This is a genomic window from Thalassovita taeanensis (assembly GCF_900110775.1).
In the GTDB taxonomy this organism is placed as follows: domain Bacteria; phylum Pseudomonadota; class Alphaproteobacteria; order Rhodobacterales; family Rhodobacteraceae; genus Litorimicrobium; species Litorimicrobium taeanense.
On the sequence record NZ_FOEP01000003.1, the window covers coordinates 358,289 to 374,812 of the forward strand.

The window sequence follows — 16,524 nt, forward strand, 5'->3', positions numbered from 1 at the left end:
ACCACGATGACTGCCGCGATGCGCCCTGCGCCCTCTGCCTGTCCCGCCTGTGCCGCCGCCCCCGCGGCCGAGGCTTTGGCCGAACTTGCACTGCCCAAAGAGGCGCGGATTGCCCTGTCGGTGCCTGCGGTGCATTGCGCCGCCTGCATTTCAACGGTGGAGCGGGCGCTGGCCGCCGCCCCCGGTGTTCATTCCGCTCGTGTCAACCTGACCCTGAAACGCGCCAGCATCGAGGCGGACCCAGATGTCATGCCCGACGACCTGATCCGCGTGCTGGACGGCATCGGATACGAGGCGCACGAGCTGGACGCGGGCACGCTTTCGGCGACGCAGACCGACAAGTCCGGGCGCGAGTTGTTGATGCGGCTGGCGGTTGCGGGCTTTGCCTCGATGAACGTGATGCTGCTGTCGGTGGCGGTGTGGTCGGGGGCGGCCGATGCCACCCGCGATCTGTTCCACTGGATTTCCGCGGCCATCACCCTGCCGACCATTGCCTTTTCGGGCCAGCCGTTTTTCCGCAACGCCTGGGCCGCGCTGCGCGTCGGGCGGCTGAATATGGATGTGCCGATCACGCTGGCCATTGTGCTGGCGGTCGGCACCTCGGTCTGGGAAACCACGCTGTCGGGCGATCACGCCTATTTCGACGCGGCGCTTGCGCTGACCTTCTTTCTGCTGGCCGGGCGGTATCTTGATCACCGCACCCGCGCCATTGCCCGCTCTGCCGCTGAGGAGCTGGCCGCCCTTGAGGTGCCCCGCGCCATCCGCCTGACAGACGGCACAGAGACACAGGTGCCCGTGGCCGAGCTGAGCGTTGGCGATCTGGTGCTGGTCCGCCCCGGTGGCCGTATGCCCGTGGACGGCGAGATTACCCATGGCACGTCCGAGATTGACCGCTCGCTGCTGACCGGGGAAACTTTGCCGGTCTTTGCCCAGCCGGGGCAGGCGGTGTCGGCGGGCGAGGTCAACCTGACCGGGCCATTGACGATCCGCGCCAGCGCCGTTGGTCGCGATACATCGCTGCACCGTATGGCGGATCTGGTCGCCATCGCTGAATCCGGGCGCTCGCGCTATACTTCGCTGGCCGACAAGGCGGCGCAGCTTTACGCCCCCGGCGTGCATATCCTGTCGGCGCTCAGCTTTGTTGGCTGGTGGCTGTATTCCGGCGATCTGCGGATGGCGGTCAATATCGCCGCCGCCGTTCTGATCATCACCTGCCCCTGTGCGCTGGGTCTGGCCGTGCCTGCCGTGACCACCGCCGCCTCTGGCCGCCTGTTCCGCAAGGGGATGCTGATCAAACACGCCACCGCGCTGGAACGTCTGGCGCAGGTCGATACGGTGGTGTTCGACAAAACCGGCACCCTGACCGCTGGCACGCCCGAGCTGACCAACCTGAGCGATCACAGCCCGCGCGACCTGTCTTTGGCGCTGGCGCTGGCGCAAGCCTCGTCGCACCCGCTGTCCATGTCGTTGACCGCTGCCGCCCGCGCCGCGGGCGTCACCCCGGCCCAGGTCGATCAAATCACCGAGGTGCCCGGATACGGCACGCAGGCCATATGGCAGGGCCGCAGCATCCGCCTTGGCCGCGCCGCTTGGGTTGGCGCGCCTGCCAGTGCCGAAACCTCTGCCTGGTTGGCGATCGAGGACGAGGCGCCGCGCGCCTTCACCTTCACCGACCGCCTGCGCAAAGGCGCCGCCGAAGCCGTGCTTGCCCTGCAAAATGCGGGTAAAGAGGTTTACCTGATCTCGGGCGATACCTCAGCCGCGGTCGAGGCGCTGGCCACCCGCCTTGGCATCACCCACTGGATGGCCGAAGCACTGCCTGCCGACAAATCCGACCGCATCGCCGCCCTCAGCCAGCAGGGCAAACATGTGCTGATGGTGGGCGATGGGCTGAACGACACTGCCGCGCTGGCGGCTGCCGATGTTTCGATCTCTCCGGCCTCTGCGCTTGATGCCGCGCGCGTGGCGTCTGACATTGTGCTGCTGGGCGGAGATCTTACCCCGATTGCCGAGGCGCTGGACACTGCCCGCTCGGCCACCCGGCGCATCCGCGAAAACTTTCGCATCGCCACGCTTTACAACGTGATCGCCGTGCCGATTGCGGTGATTGGTCTTGCCACGCCGCTGGTTGCTGCCTTGGCCATGTCCGCCAGCTCGATTACAGTGTCGCTCAATGCCCTGCGCCTAAGGTGACCCACACATGTCCATCCTGACCTACCTGATCCCGATTTCCCTGATCCTTGGCGGGATCGGGCTGCTCGGCTTCGTTTATACCGTTCGCTCGAACCAGTATGACGACCCCGAGGGCGACAGCCAGCGCATCCTCAGCGATGAATGGGACGATCACCCCAAACCCTGACCGTTCCTTCGCTGGTCGAAAGCACACACGCCGCACCCCATGAAAAAACCCCGCTGCACAGGGCACCGGGGTCTGTTCGTCTGGCGTGTGCGTCAGGGCCTCAGCCCGGCCCGATCATGAAGCACATCACCTGCCGCGCCTGCAACCGGCGACAGGCCAGATCGGCGCTCTCGCGGCTCAGCCCCATGAAGTTGGCGTCAAACCCGCCTTTGCGGTTCACCACCTTGCGCAGGCTGCCATCCAGCGTCGTCATCTCGGTCAGCGCGGTTTTCAGCAGTATCCGCTCGGCCGCATAGCGGCTGGGATAGCGCCCCACGTTGATGCCCCAATGCCGCCCGCCCGAGGTGCTGATGCGGGTCACGACCTCCGGCTCGGCCACGGCTTCCACCGCATCGGCCTGCGCGTTCCCTGCGCTGGCCATCACCAGATCGCTGGGGCGCATCTTGGGCGTTGTCGCCGGGGGTGCCTCTGTCGCTGGGGCAGGGGCGGCCGCTTCGGCGAGTGCATCCTTGATATCGTCCTTCATCGCCAGCAGAACCGGCGCCGGTGCGGCCTGACCCGGCCGCGCTTGTGGCCGCAGGCTTTTCTTCACCGCCGTGATCAGGCGAATCGTCTTGCCCGCAGTCTGCGGCGCGACATAGCGCGGTGCAGAGGGCTTGCGCAGTGGCGCAGAACTGGGCGCCCGGCGAAAGCCAAGGTCCAGCAGCTCGGCCACTTTGGCGTTGCGCGTCGCGGTGGACCGCCCGCCAAACACCGTGGCAATCACACGTTCATTGCCGCGCTCGGCCGAGGCGACAAGGTTGAACCCCGCCGCGCGGGTATATCCGGTCTTGATCCCATCCGCGCCGCGATATGCATCCAGCAGGCGGCGGTTGGTGTTGCTGACCTCGCGCATGCCCGCATCGGTGGTGCGCCGCGAGAACAGATTGTAATACTCGGGGTAATCATACAGCAGATGCCGCCCCAGCTGGGTCATGTCGCGCGCTGTCGACAAATGCCCCTCTTCGGTCAGCCCGTTGGCGTTCTTGAAGGTGGTGCGCGTCATCCCAAGCGCCTTGGCCGTGCGGTTCATCCGCCGGGCAAAGGCCGCTTCGGATCCGGCGATCGTTTCGCCAATCGCGGTGGCCGCGTCATTGGCCGATTTCACCGCCGCCGCCCGGATCAGGTACCGCAGCTTGATCCGCTGCCCCGCCCTCAGCCCCAGTTTCGAGGGCGGCTCTGCCGCCGCCTTGGCCGAGACCCGCACAACCGTGTCGAGGCTGATTTCGCCCCTCTCGATCGCTTCGAACGCGATATAAAGCGTCATCATTTTTGTCAGAGAGGCCGGATGCAACCGCGTATCCGCGTTGGTTGCATGCAGCACCTCTCCGGTGCGTGCATCAATGACCAGCGCCGCATAGGGTGCTGCCATCGCGCTGAGGGGGATAACCACCATCAGCCAAAATGCTGCGAAAATAAGCAAGCCCAAACGGGCCGGCCGCCACTGCCGATCTCTCACGATCTTTGCCCTTACACTGCCTCAACGCCGCCGGTTTTCCGGTCTGACTTCTTGATTAATCCAACGCTAACACATGAAAATTACCGAATAAAGCTTTCATTCCCATAGTATTTGATCTTGAAGCGCGCAGAATTGGCAAATCTAGGGGGTTGTCCGGTTCGTGCCCCAATAGATGCCAATAAGGCAAAACTAAGGCAGGAAAATTCGCGTAAAAAGTGCACATTTTTCGGGCGCACAGGCCAGGTTCCGCCGTCAGAGAGGTTTGAACATATAGGTCGTCGACTCAAATCGTGCGCCCGTCGGGTCCATGCAATAGCCGGGAATGCGCCCTGCCACTTGAAACCCCAGCGACACGTACAGCGGTTCGGCGGTGTCGCCGCTGCGCGTGTCCAGCGTCAGAAGACGGCGGTTGATCGTCCGGGCGTGGCCCTCAAGCGCGGTCATCAGCGCGCGGGCGATGCCTTGCCTGCGGTGGTCGGGATGCACCAGAAGCTTTGACACCTCGGCCCGGTGCGGTTGGTTGGCGGGGGTGTCGATCACAAGGCTGCCGGTTCCGACGATCTGCGTTTCACGTCGCGCGAACAACACCACCCGCCCGCCGCCTGTGACCTGCGGCTGGATCGTATCGCGCCAAAATCTCCGCGCCTCGGCCATCGGGTGCGGCAGGACAAAACCCACGCTGGCCCCACCGTGCACGCAGCCATGCAGCACCCGCGCCAGCGCTTCAATATCGTCGGTTTGGCCGTTCCATTGCTCAATGGTGATCATCGTACCCTCATATCAGGATCATCAGGTAATCTGCGGCCTCGGCCCCGGTGCGGAAGTCCGAGCCGCCATGCAGCCGATACCGCAGGCAATCGCCGGGGCGCAGATCATGGGTGACACCATCCACGGTGACCTGCAATGCGCCGGTTTGCACCAGCAGGTGATGCTCCAACCCCGCGCGCGGTGGCGCGTCATAGCTCAGATGCCGATGCGCCGGCAGATGGCACGACAGCACCTCGCCCGCTAACCCGCCCGTGGCACCTGATACCACCTGCCGCCGAAATCCTGTGCTGCGGTCCTCCCATGTCACGCGGTCGCGGGCGGACTGGACCGGGCGGAACTGATCCTCGACCATGGCCAGCACCCGCGACATCGTCAGATCATACGCGGTGCACAGTCGACCCAGCACCTCGGTGGTGGGGCTGACTTCGGATTTTTCGATCCGCGACAGCGTGGCCCGGCTGACACCGCTACGCTCGGCCAGCTGGTCCAGCGTCCAGCCGCGCCCGGCGCGCAGCGCGGCAAGATGCGTGGCAAGGGCTGTTTGTGGGTCGGTCATTTCAAGTTCTCAAATCTGGAAGTGATTCCCTTATTCGAGAATTTGCGCAATTGGGGCCAAAGTAAACAGAAATCAGCGCAGGGCAGCGATCAGTGCGGGCAATTCCCCCAGGTCCGTCAGTTGACGGAACCGCGGCGCATCTTCGGGCGCATCGGCTTTCTCGATCTCCCACTCCAGCCCATGCGGCACATACACGCCCCACCCCCCGGCCTGTACCATCGGCACCACGTCGGATTTCATCGAATTGCCCACCATCATACCATACGAGGCCCCGTCGCCGTGACGGTCGAAAATCCCGGCATAAACCGCTGTGGTCTTCTCCGAAACGATCTCGACTCCGTCGAACAGCTCGCCCAAGCCCGATTGCGCCAGCTTGCGTTCTTGGTCCAGAAGATCGCCCTTGGTGATCAACACAACGCGATATTGCTCTGCCACGGCCGCGATTGCGTCGCGGGCATGCGGCAGCAGCTCGATCGGATGGCGCAGCATGTCCTGCCCGGCCTCGACCAATGACCGGATGACGGGGCCGGGCACCTTGTCGCCGGTCACGTCCAGCGCGGTTTCGATCATCGACAGCACGAAACCCTTGATACCGAACCCATAGTGGCTGATGTTGCGCTTTTCCGCCTCCAGCAGCCGCTCCATCAGATGATCGGGGTCGGCATACTGCGCCAGCAGTTGGGCGAATCGCTCTTGTGTGATCCGGAAAAACCGCTCGTTGTGCCACAGCGTATCGTCCGCATCGAAGCCGATCGTGGTCAGTTTTGCCATTGTCCCGCCCTTCTACTTGCGCAGAGCTCTTTTCTATTCGGTCCCAGAGGTTATATAGACCGTTCTAAGCCCCAAACGTCAAAACCAAAGAAGCGTGCAAATGAACGGTTGGCCGTTGAAAATGTCTGATCAGAATGATGGCGACGATAACGACGTGTCGGTCGTGCTACAGACGCGTCCCAAGACCAAGCGCCCGCCGCTGTACAAGGTGATGCTGCTGAACGATGATTTCACCCCGATGGAATTCGTCGTTCATGTGTTGGAGCGGTTTTTCGGCATGACCCACGCGCAAGCGTTCGAGATCATGCTGACCGTTCATAAAAAGGGGCTGGCAGTTGTTGGCGTCTTCAGCCATGAAATCGCGGAAACCAAGGTGACGCAGGTGATGGATTTCGCCCGCCGCAACCAGCACCCGCTGCAATGTACGATGGAAAAGGAATGACCCTTTCCGCGTCCCGGCCCGAAAGCGCCTGATCTGATGAACACCCCACGTCTGTTGCTTGCCCTCTCCGAGGGAGGGCTTGTCCTGCCCGATTCCGGGCTCGTCGCCGTATTCGCCCCGCGCCTTGGCATGGATCTGTCGGCCCTGCCACAGGACCGCTGCCGGGTGATCACCGGCTTCAAGCCCGACTTCGACGGCTTCACCGCCGCTGGTTTCCACTGTGCCACCGACCCGGACGAGAAATATGCCGCCGCCGTGGTTTTCCTGCCCCGCGCCAAAGCGCAGGCCCGCGCGCTGATCGCGGCGGCGGTTCAGGCCACGCCGGGCGGGGTGATCATCGTTGATGGTCAAAAAACCGATGGCGTCGATTCCATGCTCAAGGATATCCGCAAACGGGCCGAGGTTTCTGGCAGCCTGTCCAAGGCGCATGGCAAGATTTTCTGGTTCACCGCCCCCGCCGCCGCCGCGTTCAGCGACTGGCACCCCGCAGGCCCCGCCGCGATCGAGGGCGGATTTGTCACCGCCCCCGGCGTGTTTTCCGCCGATGGGATTGATCCGGCATCGGCGTTGCTTCTGGCCTCGCTGCCCGAAAAGCTGGGCGCGCGTGTCGCGGATTTCGGCGCGGGCTGGGGCTTTCTGTCCGCCGGGCTGCTGCGCCGCGACACGATCAAAACCCTTGATCTGATCGAGGCGGACCACGCCGCGCTGGTTTGCGCCCGGTTGAATGTGACCGACCCGCGCGCGCGCTTTCACTGGGCCGATGCCACGCATTGGACCCCAGCGCACAAGCTGGACACCGTGGTGATGAACCCACCGTTTCACACCGCACGCGCCGCCGATCCCGACCTTGGCCGCGCTTTCATTGCCGCCGCTGCCGCCGCGCTGACCCCGTCGGGGCGGCTCTGGCTGGTGGCCAACCGGCACCTGCCCTACGAGGCGGCGCTTGCACAGCATTTCGTCGATGTGACCGAGGTCGCAGGCGACAACCGGTTCAAAATCTTCTGCGCCGCGCGTCCCTCTCGCCACAGGCGCTAAGCCCGGTTACCTTCAAGATCAGAATCAGGAGTGTCTGTTCATGTCCTTTGCCATCACCGGAAAGACCGCCATCGTCACGGGCGGCGCCAACGGGATCGGGCTGGCCATTGGCCGCCACTTTGTCGACAAGGGGGCCAACGTCGTCTTTGCCGACATGGACGAGGCCAGCCTGCAAAAAGAGCTGGGCGACAATGAAGAGGGCCGAAGCTTTCGCTATTTCGCCGGGGATCTGCGCGAAAAGCTGACACAGGCCAATTTGCTGTCCGCCGCGCTTGATGCCTTTGACGGGGTCGATATCCTGATCAACGCCTCGCGGCAGGTCATCGCCGCCGATCCGCTCAGCGACGTGGTCGACGATGCCGTGGATACGCTGTTGCAGCAGAACCTGCTGACCGCCCTGCGTCTGTCGCAACTGGTGGCGCGGCGGATGATCAAGCAATCCGGCAAGCAGACCGAAGGTTCTGCCGGGGCGATCATCAACCTGTCCTGCATTGCCGCGCGCCGCACCACGCCCGAGCTTTTGGCCTATTCCGTTTCGACCGCCGCGCTGGATCAGATGACCCGCTCGCTGGCGGTGGCGCTGGCGCCGCACCGGATCCGGGTCAATGGGTTGGCGTTCGGGTCGGTGATGTCGAATTCGCTGAAACAAACGCTGCGCGACAATACTGAATACCGCTCTGAGATCGAAGCGCACACACCGCTGGGCCGCATCGCCGCCCCGTCCGAACTGGCCCACGCCGCGCAATATCTGGCCGCCGATGCGTCGGCCTTCATGACCGGGCAGATCATGACCCTTGATGGTGGTCGCACCCTGATTGATCCGGTCTCGGCCCCGGCGCACTGATCGCTTCCGCCTGATCGCTCTGCGCGGTCTTGTCCATGGCCTTGCCCCGCCGGGCCTGTTAATCCTGCGCGACACCCATATTTCCAGACCGCACCGAGGCCCCCATGACCGAAGACTTCCAGTCCGAAAAACAGCGCGCCAGCGCATGGTTCCGCACCCTGCGCGATGAAATCGTCGCAACGTTCGAGGCGCTGGAAGACAGCCAGACAACCGGCCCCTTTGCCGATCAGCCCGCAGGCCGCTTCGAAGTGTCCGAAACCACTCGCGCCTCTGATGACGGTTCAGACGCAGGCGGCGGGTTGATGAGCGTGATGCGCGGCGGCCGGGTGTTCGAAAAGGTCGGGGTCAATGTTTCGACCGTTTACGGCACGCTGGGCGAGCGGGCGCAGGCGGCGATGGCCGCGCGCAAGGGCCTGCCGGGCATGAAGGACGACCCGCGGTTCTGGGCCTCTGGCATCAGCTTGGTGGCGCATATGCAAAACCCGCACAGCCCCGCCGTGCACATGAACACCCGCATGTTCTGGACCCCGCACGCCTGGTGGTTCGGCGGCGGGTCCGACCTGAACCCCTGCATTGAATATGCCGAAGACACCGCGCATTTCCACGCGGTCCAGAAAGACCACTGCGACCGCCACGACGCCACATATTATCCACGTCTCAAGGCCTGGGCGGACGAGTATTTCTTCATCCCGCACCGGGGCCGTGCGCGCGGAGTTGGCGGCATCTTCCTTGACGATCACAACACCGGTGATTGGCAGGCCGATTTCGGCTTCATTCAAGACGTTGGCCGCGCCTTCCTGCCGGCCTTCGTGCCCGTGACCGAAAAACGCCGCAACACCCCGTGGACCGAGGCGGACAAAGATACCCAACTGATCCATCGCGGCCTCTATGCCGAATATAACCTCGTCTATGACCGGGGCACCAAGTTTGGTCTGGAAACCGGCCACGACGCCAACGCGGTGCTGATGAGCCTGCCGCCCATGGCCAAATGGGTCTGACCCCGCAGGATTGATAAATCGGAAATTCCACCGCCACATCACTTAGAATTGATCTAAGTCATGTGCGCGGTGCCCGATCCGCAGTACCAAGATATCGGAATGAAGCGCGCGACAAACCGACCCGGAAAAATCCGGGGATCAGGAGTCCTGAACTGATGACACTTGCCCGTGCATTCCTGCTAAGTTCCGTGGCGGCGCTCACCGCCTCCACCGCTTTCGCCTCTGACCTGCGCGACACCGCGCTCGAGGTATTTGCGCCACTGCCCTCGACCGTTCCTGCGGTCAATGACAACCCGATCACCCCGGCCAAGATTGATCTGGGCAAAGCGCTGTTCTTTGATCCGCGCATGTCGGCCTCTGGCGTGTTTTCCTGCAACTCGTGCCACAATCTGGCGACCGGCGGCGACGACAACCTTGAAACCTCGATCGGCCACGGCTGGCAAAAAGGCCCGCGCAATGCGCCGACGGTGCTGAACTCGGTCTTCAACGAGGCGCAGTTCTGGGATGGTCGCGCCGCCGATCTGGCCGAACAGGCCAAAGGCCCGGTGCAGGCCGGGGTGGAGATGGCCAATACCCCCGACAACGTGGTCGCCACGCTGAACTCGATGCCGCAGTATGTCGAATGGTTCCACGCCTCGTTCCCGGATCAAGCCGATCCGGTCAGCTTTGACAACTTCGCCAAAGCGATCGAGGCGTACGAGGCCACCCTGACCACACCCGCCCCGTTCGATTCCTTCCTGAATGGCGACGAAGACGCGCTGAGCGCCGATCAGAAAGCCGGGCTTGAGCTGTTCATGGATAAGGGCTGCGCTGCCTGCCACAACGGCGTCAACGTCGGTGGGCACGACTACTATCCCTTCGGCCTGATCGAAAAACCTGGGGCCGAGGTGCTGCCCGTGGGCGACCGGGGCCGCTTTGCCGTGACCGAAACCGCTGACGACGATTACGTCTTCCGTGCCGCCCCCCTGCGCAACACCGCAATCACCGCGCCGTATTTCCATTCCGGCAAGGTCTGGGATCTCAAGGTCGCGGTGCAGATCATGGGTGAATCGCAACTGGGCGAGGATCTGAGCGACAGCGAAGCCGACCAGATCGTTGCCTTCCTCGGCAGCCTGACCGGCACGATACCGCCCGTGGTCTATCCGGTCCTTCCGGCTGAAACTGCCGCGACACCGCGCCCGACGGGCGAAATCAAGTAACCCGGCAAGCGCCGGTCAATCGACCATATCAGGGCGGCGAATGAACGGTGCAGCCTCAAGCACCAAAGGCTTCAGCCCCGCGCCGCCCTGCTCCAGCAGTTCAAACAGCTGCACCCGCATCCGTGGCTCCCAGAAATCGCTGATGTGATCGGCCACGCCAGTGACGCCCTCATCATGCGGCTTGCTTTCGAAAAACGTGGCAATCTGGTTGGCCATGTAAATCAGCTTGTCCGCCTTCATTGCGGGCCTCCTGTATCAATCCGGTGGGCATGGGCGAACACCTCATAGGTGCCGCCACGCGCCCGCGCGATCAGGGTCAGCCCGGTCTCTTCGGCCACCTGAACCCCCATCGTGGTTGGCGCCGACACGGCAATCACGCAGGGCGCGCCGATCGCGGCCGCCTTCTGCACCATATCCGCCGAAACCCGGCTGGTCAGCACCACGGCGCCGGTCCCCGGCGCGATCCCGCCCTGCGCCAGCGCCCCGGCCAGCTTGTCCAGCGCATTATGCCGTCCGACGTCCTCGCGCGCACACATCATCCCGGTGCCGGGCAGGTAAAACCCCGCCGCATGTACCGCGTGGGTCGCATCATGCAGCGGCTGACAATCGCGCAACCCCTCGACCGCCGCGACGATATCCGCTGACGTCAACCGCATCGCCCCGCCGGACACCGGCGGCAGCGTGCGCAGTGCCTGATCCAGACTGTCGATCCCGCACAGCCCGCAGCCCACCGGCCCGGCAAGCGCCCGCCGCCGCTGCTCTAACACCCCGGCGCGATCCGCCTGAAGCCACATCCGCAGCTCGATCCCCTTGGGGTGCGTCACAACCTCAACCTCGCCCAGCTGTCCGGGCGCAGTGACAATCCCCTCGGTCAGGGAAAACCCCAGCGCAAACTCCTCCAGATCGACGGGCGAGGCCATCATCACCGCCAGTGTCGACCCGTTATAGACCAGCGCCACCGGCACTTCCTCGGGCAAGGCGCGCGCCCGCGCGCGCGATCCTACGGGATGCAGATCGGGCAGGGCCATCGGAACCGGGGTGCTGCGTTGCATCGGCCTATTCCGCCGCCGGCAGAATGCGCCGCGCCAAAGCCGCCTGCGCCGCATAATCTTCCTGCCAGTCGCTTGGCCCGTTCGACGGGCTGACCTGCACCGCCGTCACCTTGTATTCCGGGCAATTGGTCGCCCAATCGCTGAAATCCGTGGTGATCACATTGGCCTGCGTGTCAGGGTGATGGAACGTCGTGTAAACCACCCCCGGCGACACCCGGTCCGTCACCGTCGCCCGCAGCGCGGTTTCGCCAGACCGGCTGGCCAGCCGGACAAAATCGCCATCCTTCACACCGCGCACCTCTGCGTCATGCGGATGGATCTCCAGCACATCCTGATCGTGCCAGACCACGTTTTCGGTCCGCCGCGTCTGCGCGCCCACGTTATACTGCGACAAGATCCGCCCGGTGGTCAGCAACAGCGGAAACCGCGGCCCGGTCTTCTCGTCCGTCGCCACATATTCGGTGACGATGAACCGCCCCTTGCCGCGCACAAACCCGTCCACATGCATAAGCGGCGTGCCCTCTGGCGCGCTGTCGTTGCACGGCCACTGGATTGATCCATGCTCTTCCAACAGCTCATAGGTCACGCGTGAAAAGCTCGGCGTGGTCGCCGCAATCTCGGCCATGATCTGGCTCGGATGGGTATAGTGCCACTCCGCCCCCATCGCATTGGCCAACATCTGGGTCACTTCCCAATCGGCATAGCCATTGCGCGGCGCCATCACCTTGCGCACCCGATTGATCCGCCGCTCGGCGTTGGTGAACGTCCCGTCCTTCTCAAGGAAGGTGGACCCCGGCAAGAACACATGCGCGTAATTGGCCGTTTCGTTCAGGAACAGGTCATGCACGATGACACACTCCATCGCCGCCAGCCCTGCCGCCACATGCTTGGTGTCAGGGTCCGATTGCAGGATATCCTCGCCCTGACAATACAGCCCCTTGAAGGTGCCATCGACCGCCGCATCCAACATGTTGGGAATCCGCAACCCCGGTTCGGGGTCGATCTTCGCCCCCCAAAGCTCCTCGAAAATCGCCCGTACATCGGGGTTTTTCACATGACGATACCCCGGCAATTCATGCGGGAACGATCCCATATCGCAGGCGCCCTGCACGTTATTCTGCCCGCGCAGCGGGTTCACCCCCACGCCATTGCGCCCCAAATTCCCGGTCAGCATCGCCAGATTGGCAATCGCGATCACTGTGGTCGAGCCCTGAGAATGCTCCGTCACCCCCAACCCATAGTAAATCGCGCCGTTGCCGCCCGTCGCAAACAACCGCGCCGCGCCGCGCAGCTCCTCGGCGGCCACCCCGGTCAGCGCCTCGGTGGCCTCGGGCGAATGGCGCGGATCGGCGATGAACTCGGCATATTCGCTGAATTCCTCCCAATCGCAGCGCGTGCGGATAAACGCCTCATCCATCAAGCCTTCGGTCACGATCACATGCGCCAGCGCCGACACCACCGCCACATTGGTGCCCGGCCGCAACGCCAGATGATGCGCCGCCGCAATGTGGCTTGATTTCACCAGATCGGTCCGGCGCGGATCAATCACGATCAGTTTCGCCCCCGCCCGCAGCCGCTTTTTCAACCGGCTGGCAAAGACCGGATGCCCGTCCGTCGGGTTCGCCCCGATCACGATCACCACATCCGTTGCCTCGACCGAGTCGAAATCCTGCGTGCCCGCAGAGGTGCCGAATGTCTGCCCCAACCCGTATCCGGTGGGTGAATGACACACCCGCGCGCAGGTGTCGGTGTTGTTGTTGCCAAACACTGCCCGCGTCAGCTTCTGCACCAAAAACGTCTCTTCATTGGTGCACCGGCTCGAGGTGATCACCCCAACTGACCGCCGCCCATACGCCTCCTGCAATCCGCGCATCCGGTCAGCGGCAAAACGCATCGCCTCGTCCCAACTCACCTCCTGCCAAGGGTCTTCGATCCGCTCGCGGATCATCGGCTTCAAAATCCGATCGCTGTGGCTGGCATAGCCATAGGCGAACCGCCCCTTCACACAGCTATGACCGCGATTGGCCTTGCCGTGCTTCCACGGCACCATCCGCACCACCTCATCGCCGCGCATCTCGGCCTTGAACGAACACCCCACCCCGCAATAGGCACATGTGGTGATCACCGACCGCTCCGGCGTGCCGATCTCGATCACGCTCTTTTCCTGCAACGTCGCGGTGGGGCAGGCCTGAACACAGGCGCCACAGCTCACGCAATCCGACGACAGGAAATCATCCCCGACCATGCCCGCCGACACCCGGCTGTCAAATCCGCTGCCCTCAATGGTCAGCGCAAAGGTGCCCTGCACCTCTTCACAGGCCCGCACACAGCGCGAACAGACGATGCACTTGGCCGGGTCATAGGTGAAATAGGGGTTGCTGTCGTCTTTCGGAATATAGGCCGGATTGGCCTCGCCCCCCTTGCGCACCTCGAAATGCGTCTCAACCGCCTCGTATCGCACATCGCGCAGCCCCACGGCCCCGGCCATGTCCTGCAACTCGCAATCGCCATTTGCCGAACAGGTCAGACAATCCAGCGGATGATCAGAGATATACAGCTCCATCACCCCGCGCCGCAGCTTCTTCAGCTTGGCATTCTGCGTATGCACCACCATCCCCGCCGCGACCGGCGTGGTACAGGATGCAGGCGTGCCGCGCCGTCCCTCGATCTCGACCACACACAGCCGACACGACCCGAACGCTTCCAAACTATCCGTCGCACACAGCTTGGGCACCGAAATCCCCGCCTCGGCACTGGCGCGCATCACGCTCGTGCCTTCGGGCACCGTCACCTCGAACCCGTCCACCGTCAGCGTCACCATCTGCGCCGATCTTGACGCAGGCGTGCCCATGTCCCGGTCCGTTGGAATGATGAAATCCTTCATGACGCTCCCCCAATTCGCTTCTTTCTGACGCAAATACTCCGGGGAGCGCGAGGGGCTGGCCCCTCGTTCCCGCCGCTCGTCGCCAAAGACCGGCTCATTCTGCAGCCTCCCGCGCCAGACCGAAATCTTCCGGGAAATGGCTCAGCGCCGACATCACCGGATAGGGCGTAAATCCCCCCAGCGCGCAAAGCGAGCTATCCTTCATCGTGTCGCACAGGTCCGTCAACAACTCGACCGCCGCCGTATCGCCACGCCCGATCCGGTCGATGGTCTCGACCCCGCGCACAGCACCAATCCGGCAGGGTGTGCATTTGCCGCAGCTTTCCACCGCGCAAAATTCCATTGCAAACCGTGCCATCTCGCGCATGTTCACGTGACTGTCGAACACCGCCAGCCCAGCATGGCCGATCAACCCGCCCTGACCGTCGAATTCCTCATAGCCAAACGGCGTCTCAAACTTCTCGCGCCCGAAATATGCGCCCAGCGGCCCGCCGATTTGTACTGCCTTGACCGGGTGACCACTGCCGGTGCCGCCCGCGATCTCGTCCACCAGCTTGCCCAGCGTCATGCCAAACGCGGTCTCGAACAGCCCGCCAAACCGCACGTTGCCCGCGATCTGCACCGGGATCGTGCCCTTCGACCGGCCCAGCCCAAAGCCCGCGTAAAACGCCGCGCCCTTCTCGAAAATCACCGGCACGGTGGCCAGCGAGATCACGTTGTTGACCACCGTCGGCTGCCCCATGAACCCTTGCAGCGCCGGCAGCGGCGGCTTGGCCCGCACCACGCCGCGCTTGCCTTCGAGCGAATTCAGCAGGCTGGTTTCCTCGCCGCACACATAGGCCCCGGCACCCACCCGCACCTCCATGTCAAACGCCGCACCCGACCCCAGCACATCCGCGCCCAAAATCCCGGCCCCGCGCGCCCGCACCACGGCCGCCCGCATCGCCGCGATCGCATCGGGATACTCGCTGCGCAGATACACAAACCCGCGTGTCGCGCCGACACCCAGCCCGGCAATCACCATGCCTTCGATCAGGCAAAACGGATCGCCCTCCATGATCATCCGGTCGGCGAAGGTGCCGCTGTCGCCCTCATCGGCATTGCACACGATGTATTTCTGCGCCGCCTGCGCGCCCGCCACCGTCTGCCACTTGATGCCGGTGGGAAAGCCCGCACCACCGCGCCCGCGCAGCCCGCTGTCGGTCACTTCCTGCACGATCCCCGCCGGGCCCATGCCAATCGCGCGCCGCAAGCCTGCCAGCCCGCCATGTGCCTCATACTCGCTCAGGGACAGCGGATCAGTCACGCCACAGCGCGCAAAGGTCAGCCGGGTCTGCGCGGCAAAAAACGGGATCTCCTCAACCACGCCCACCGCCTTGGGATGCGCGCCCAGATCGCCAAACAGCGCGGGCACATCCGCCAGCGTCACCGGCCCGAATCCAACCCGCCCCTGATCGCTCTCGACCTCCACCAAAGGCTCCAGCCAGACCATCCCGCGCGTGCCATTGCGCACCAGCGTCACGTCAATGCCGCGCGCTGCCGCCTCGGCCAAAATGCCTGCCGCAACTTCATCGGCGCCGACGGCCTTGGCCGCCGCATCCATCGGCACGTAAATCTTCATGCGCCCACCTCCGCCAGAACCGCGGCCATCCGCGCCTCATCGACCCGGCCCAGCACCTTGCCGTCGACCATCGCCGCAGGTCCGCAGGCACACAGCCCCAGACAATACACCGGCTCGATCGTCACCGCGCCATTCGCCGTGGTCCCGTGCCACTCCACGCCCAACCGCGCCAAAACCGCATCGGCCAGCCCATTGGCGCCCATCGCCTGACAGGCCTCGGCCCGGCAAATCCGAACCACATGCCGCCCCGCCGGGGCCTCGCGGAAATCATGGTAAAAGCTGACCACCCCGTGCACCTCGGCCCGACCGATGTTCAGATGCGCCGCAATCACCGGCACGACGCTTTGCGGGATATGGCCAAACGCTGCCTGCACATCGTGCAAAATCGGCAGCAAAGGTCCCTCGACCCCGGTATGCTGCGCCAGTATCTCCTCCAGCTGCGCGCGCTCAGTATCGGCCAATGCTGTCGGCATTGCGCGGCCCTCCCTATAAATCCT

16 protein-coding genes are annotated in these 16,524 nt (G+C 64.0%); 7 read left to right on the forward strand and 9 right to left on the reverse strand.

What is annotated here, in order from left to right; all coding sequences use genetic code 11:
- Positions 1-6: 6 nt before the first annotated feature.
- Together BSF79_RS06470 and ccoS are read left to right on the forward strand one after the other, a co-directional pair.
- Positions 7-2,193, forward strand: coding sequence for a heavy metal translocating P-type ATPase (locus BSF79_RS06470; protein ID WP_090269032.1), 2,187 nt, complete (start codon positions 7-9; stop codon positions 2,191-2,193).
- A gap of 7 nt (positions 2,194-2,200) precedes the next feature.
- A complete protein-coding gene (ccoS, locus tag BSF79_RS06475) occupies positions 2,201-2,359 on the forward strand; it encodes a cbb3-type cytochrome oxidase assembly protein CcoS (protein WP_090269033.1) in 159 nt (52 codons plus the stop codon).
- 100 nt (positions 2,360-2,459) lie between these two features.
- Here the strand turns inward: ccoS and BSF79_RS06480 are convergent, their stop codons facing one another.
- The 4 genes from BSF79_RS06480 to BSF79_RS06495 form a co-directional block, all read right to left on the reverse strand.
- Positions 2,460-3,794, reverse strand: a complete 1,335-nt coding sequence (locus BSF79_RS06480; protein ID WP_090269034.1) for a D-alanyl-D-alanine carboxypeptidase family protein — start codon at positions 3,792-3,794, stop codon at positions 2,460-2,462.
- A 315-nt stretch (positions 3,795-4,109) separates the two neighbouring features.
- Entirely contained in the window at positions 4,110-4,625 is a 516-nt protein-coding gene (locus BSF79_RS06485) for a GNAT family N-acetyltransferase (RefSeq protein WP_090269035.1), read from the reverse strand.
- 7 nt (positions 4,626-4,632) lie between these two features.
- Positions 4,633-5,181 carry a helix-turn-helix domain-containing protein gene (locus tag BSF79_RS06490; protein WP_090269036.1) on the reverse strand — a complete coding sequence of 183 codons (549 nt, stop codon included), beginning with the start codon at positions 5,179-5,181 and terminating at the stop codon, positions 4,633-4,635.
- Positions 5,182-5,253: 72 nt separating this feature from the next.
- A complete protein-coding gene (locus BSF79_RS06495; protein WP_090269037.1) occupies positions 5,254-5,952 on the reverse strand; it encodes an HAD family hydrolase in 699 nt (232 codons plus the stop codon).
- A 121-nt stretch (positions 5,953-6,073) separates the two neighbouring features.
- On the opposite strand from BSF79_RS06495, the gene clpS reads away from it, so the two are divergent.
- The 5 genes from clpS (at position 6,074) to BSF79_RS06520 (ending at position 10,470) form a co-directional block, all read left to right on the forward strand.
- On the forward strand, positions 6,074-6,394 hold the full coding sequence (gene clpS, locus BSF79_RS06500) for an ATP-dependent Clp protease adapter ClpS (RefSeq protein ID WP_342741847.1): 321 nt from the start codon (positions 6,074-6,076) through the stop codon (positions 6,392-6,394).
- A 36-nt stretch (positions 6,395-6,430) separates the two neighbouring features.
- Complete coding sequence (locus tag BSF79_RS06505) at positions 6,431-7,429, forward strand: class I SAM-dependent methyltransferase (protein ID WP_090269039.1); 999 nt, start codon at positions 6,431-6,433, stop codon at positions 7,427-7,429.
- 40 nt (positions 7,430-7,469) lie between these two features.
- Entirely contained in the window at positions 7,470-8,273 is an 804-nt protein-coding gene (locus BSF79_RS06510; RefSeq protein WP_090269040.1) for an SDR family NAD(P)-dependent oxidoreductase, read from the forward strand.
- A 104-nt stretch (positions 8,274-8,377) separates the two neighbouring features.
- Positions 8,378-9,271, forward strand: coding sequence for an oxygen-dependent coproporphyrinogen oxidase (gene hemF, locus BSF79_RS06515; RefSeq protein ID WP_090269041.1), 894 nt, complete (start codon positions 8,378-8,380; stop codon positions 9,269-9,271).
- A 155-nt stretch (positions 9,272-9,426) separates the two neighbouring features.
- Positions 9,427-10,470, forward strand: coding sequence for a cytochrome-c peroxidase (locus BSF79_RS06520; RefSeq protein WP_090269042.1), 1,044 nt, complete (start codon positions 9,427-9,429; stop codon positions 10,468-10,470).
- Positions 10,471-10,485: 15 nt separating this feature from the next.
- On the opposite strand, the gene BSF79_RS06525 is transcribed toward BSF79_RS06520, so the two are convergent.
- The 5 genes from BSF79_RS06525 to BSF79_RS06545 all read right to left on the reverse strand — a co-directional run bounded on the left by BSF79_RS06525 (position 10,486) and on the right by BSF79_RS06545 (position 16,500).
- Complete coding sequence (locus BSF79_RS06525; RefSeq protein ID WP_090269043.1) at positions 10,486-10,710, reverse strand: formate dehydrogenase subunit delta; 225 nt, start codon at positions 10,708-10,710, stop codon at positions 10,486-10,488.
- Positions 10,707-11,522, reverse strand: coding sequence for a formate dehydrogenase accessory sulfurtransferase FdhD (gene fdhD / locus BSF79_RS06530; protein WP_425443230.1), 816 nt, complete (start codon positions 11,520-11,522; stop codon positions 10,707-10,709). Before fdhD ends, BSF79_RS06525 begins: the two co-directional genes overlap by 4 nt.
- Before the next feature lie 4 nt (positions 11,523-11,526).
- Complete coding sequence (fdhF, locus tag BSF79_RS06535) at positions 11,527-14,406, reverse strand: formate dehydrogenase subunit alpha (RefSeq protein WP_090269044.1); 2,880 nt, start codon at positions 14,404-14,406, stop codon at positions 11,527-11,529.
- A gap of 94 nt (positions 14,407-14,500) precedes the next feature.
- A complete protein-coding gene (locus BSF79_RS06540; protein ID WP_090269045.1) occupies positions 14,501-16,027 on the reverse strand; it encodes a formate dehydrogenase beta subunit in 1,527 nt (508 codons plus the stop codon).
- Positions 16,024-16,500, reverse strand: coding sequence for a formate dehydrogenase subunit gamma (locus tag BSF79_RS06545; RefSeq protein ID WP_090269046.1), 477 nt, complete (start codon positions 16,498-16,500; stop codon positions 16,024-16,026). The genes BSF79_RS06540 and BSF79_RS06545 overlap by 4 nt, the downstream gene beginning before the upstream one ends.
- Positions 16,501-16,524: the final 24 nt, after the last annotated feature.

Coding starts and splice junctions, on each gene's coding strand:
- BSF79_RS06470 (WP_090269032.1), top strand. CDS start 7: ATGACTGCCGCGATGCGCCCTGCGCCCTCTGCCTGTCCCGCCTGTGCC.
- ccoS (WP_090269033.1), top strand. CDS start 2,201: ATGTCCATCCTGACCTACCTGATCCCGATTTCCCTGATCCTTGGCGGG.
- BSF79_RS06480 (WP_090269034.1), bottom strand. CDS start 3,794: ATGGTGGTTATCCCCCTCAGCGCGATGGCAGCACCCTATGCGGCGCTG.
- BSF79_RS06485 (WP_090269035.1), bottom strand. CDS start 4,625: ATGATCACCATTGAGCAATGGAACGGCCAAACCGACGATATTGAAGCG.
- BSF79_RS06490 (WP_090269036.1), bottom strand. CDS start 5,181: ATGACCGACCCACAAACAGCCCTTGCCACGCATCTTGCCGCGCTGCGC.
- BSF79_RS06495 (WP_090269037.1), bottom strand. CDS start 5,952: ATGGCAAAACTGACCACGATCGGCTTCGATGCGGACGATACGCTGTGG.
- clpS (WP_342741847.1), top strand. CDS start 6,074: ATGTCTGATCAGAATGATGGCGACGATAACGACGTGTCGGTCGTGCTA.
- BSF79_RS06505 (WP_090269039.1), top strand. CDS start 6,431: ATGAACACCCCACGTCTGTTGCTTGCCCTCTCCGAGGGAGGGCTTGTC.
- BSF79_RS06510 (WP_090269040.1), top strand. CDS start 7,470: ATGTCCTTTGCCATCACCGGAAAGACCGCCATCGTCACGGGCGGCGCC.
- hemF (WP_090269041.1), top strand. CDS start 8,378: ATGACCGAAGACTTCCAGTCCGAAAAACAGCGCGCCAGCGCATGGTTC.
- BSF79_RS06520 (WP_090269042.1), top strand. CDS start 9,427: ATGACACTTGCCCGTGCATTCCTGCTAAGTTCCGTGGCGGCGCTCACC.
- BSF79_RS06525 (WP_090269043.1), bottom strand. CDS start 10,710: ATGAAGGCGGACAAGCTGATTTACATGGCCAACCAGATTGCCACGTTT.
- fdhD (WP_425443230.1), bottom strand. CDS start 11,522: ATGCAACGCAGCACCCCGGTTCCGATGGCCCTGCCCGATCTGCATCCC.
- fdhF (WP_090269044.1), bottom strand. CDS start 14,406: ATGAAGGATTTCATCATTCCAACGGACCGGGACATGGGCACGCCTGCG.
- BSF79_RS06540 (WP_090269045.1), bottom strand. CDS start 16,027: ATGAAGATTTACGTGCCGATGGATGCGGCGGCCAAGGCCGTCGGCGCC.
- BSF79_RS06545 (WP_090269046.1), bottom strand. CDS start 16,500: ATGCCGACAGCATTGGCCGATACTGAGCGCGCGCAGCTGGAGGAGATA.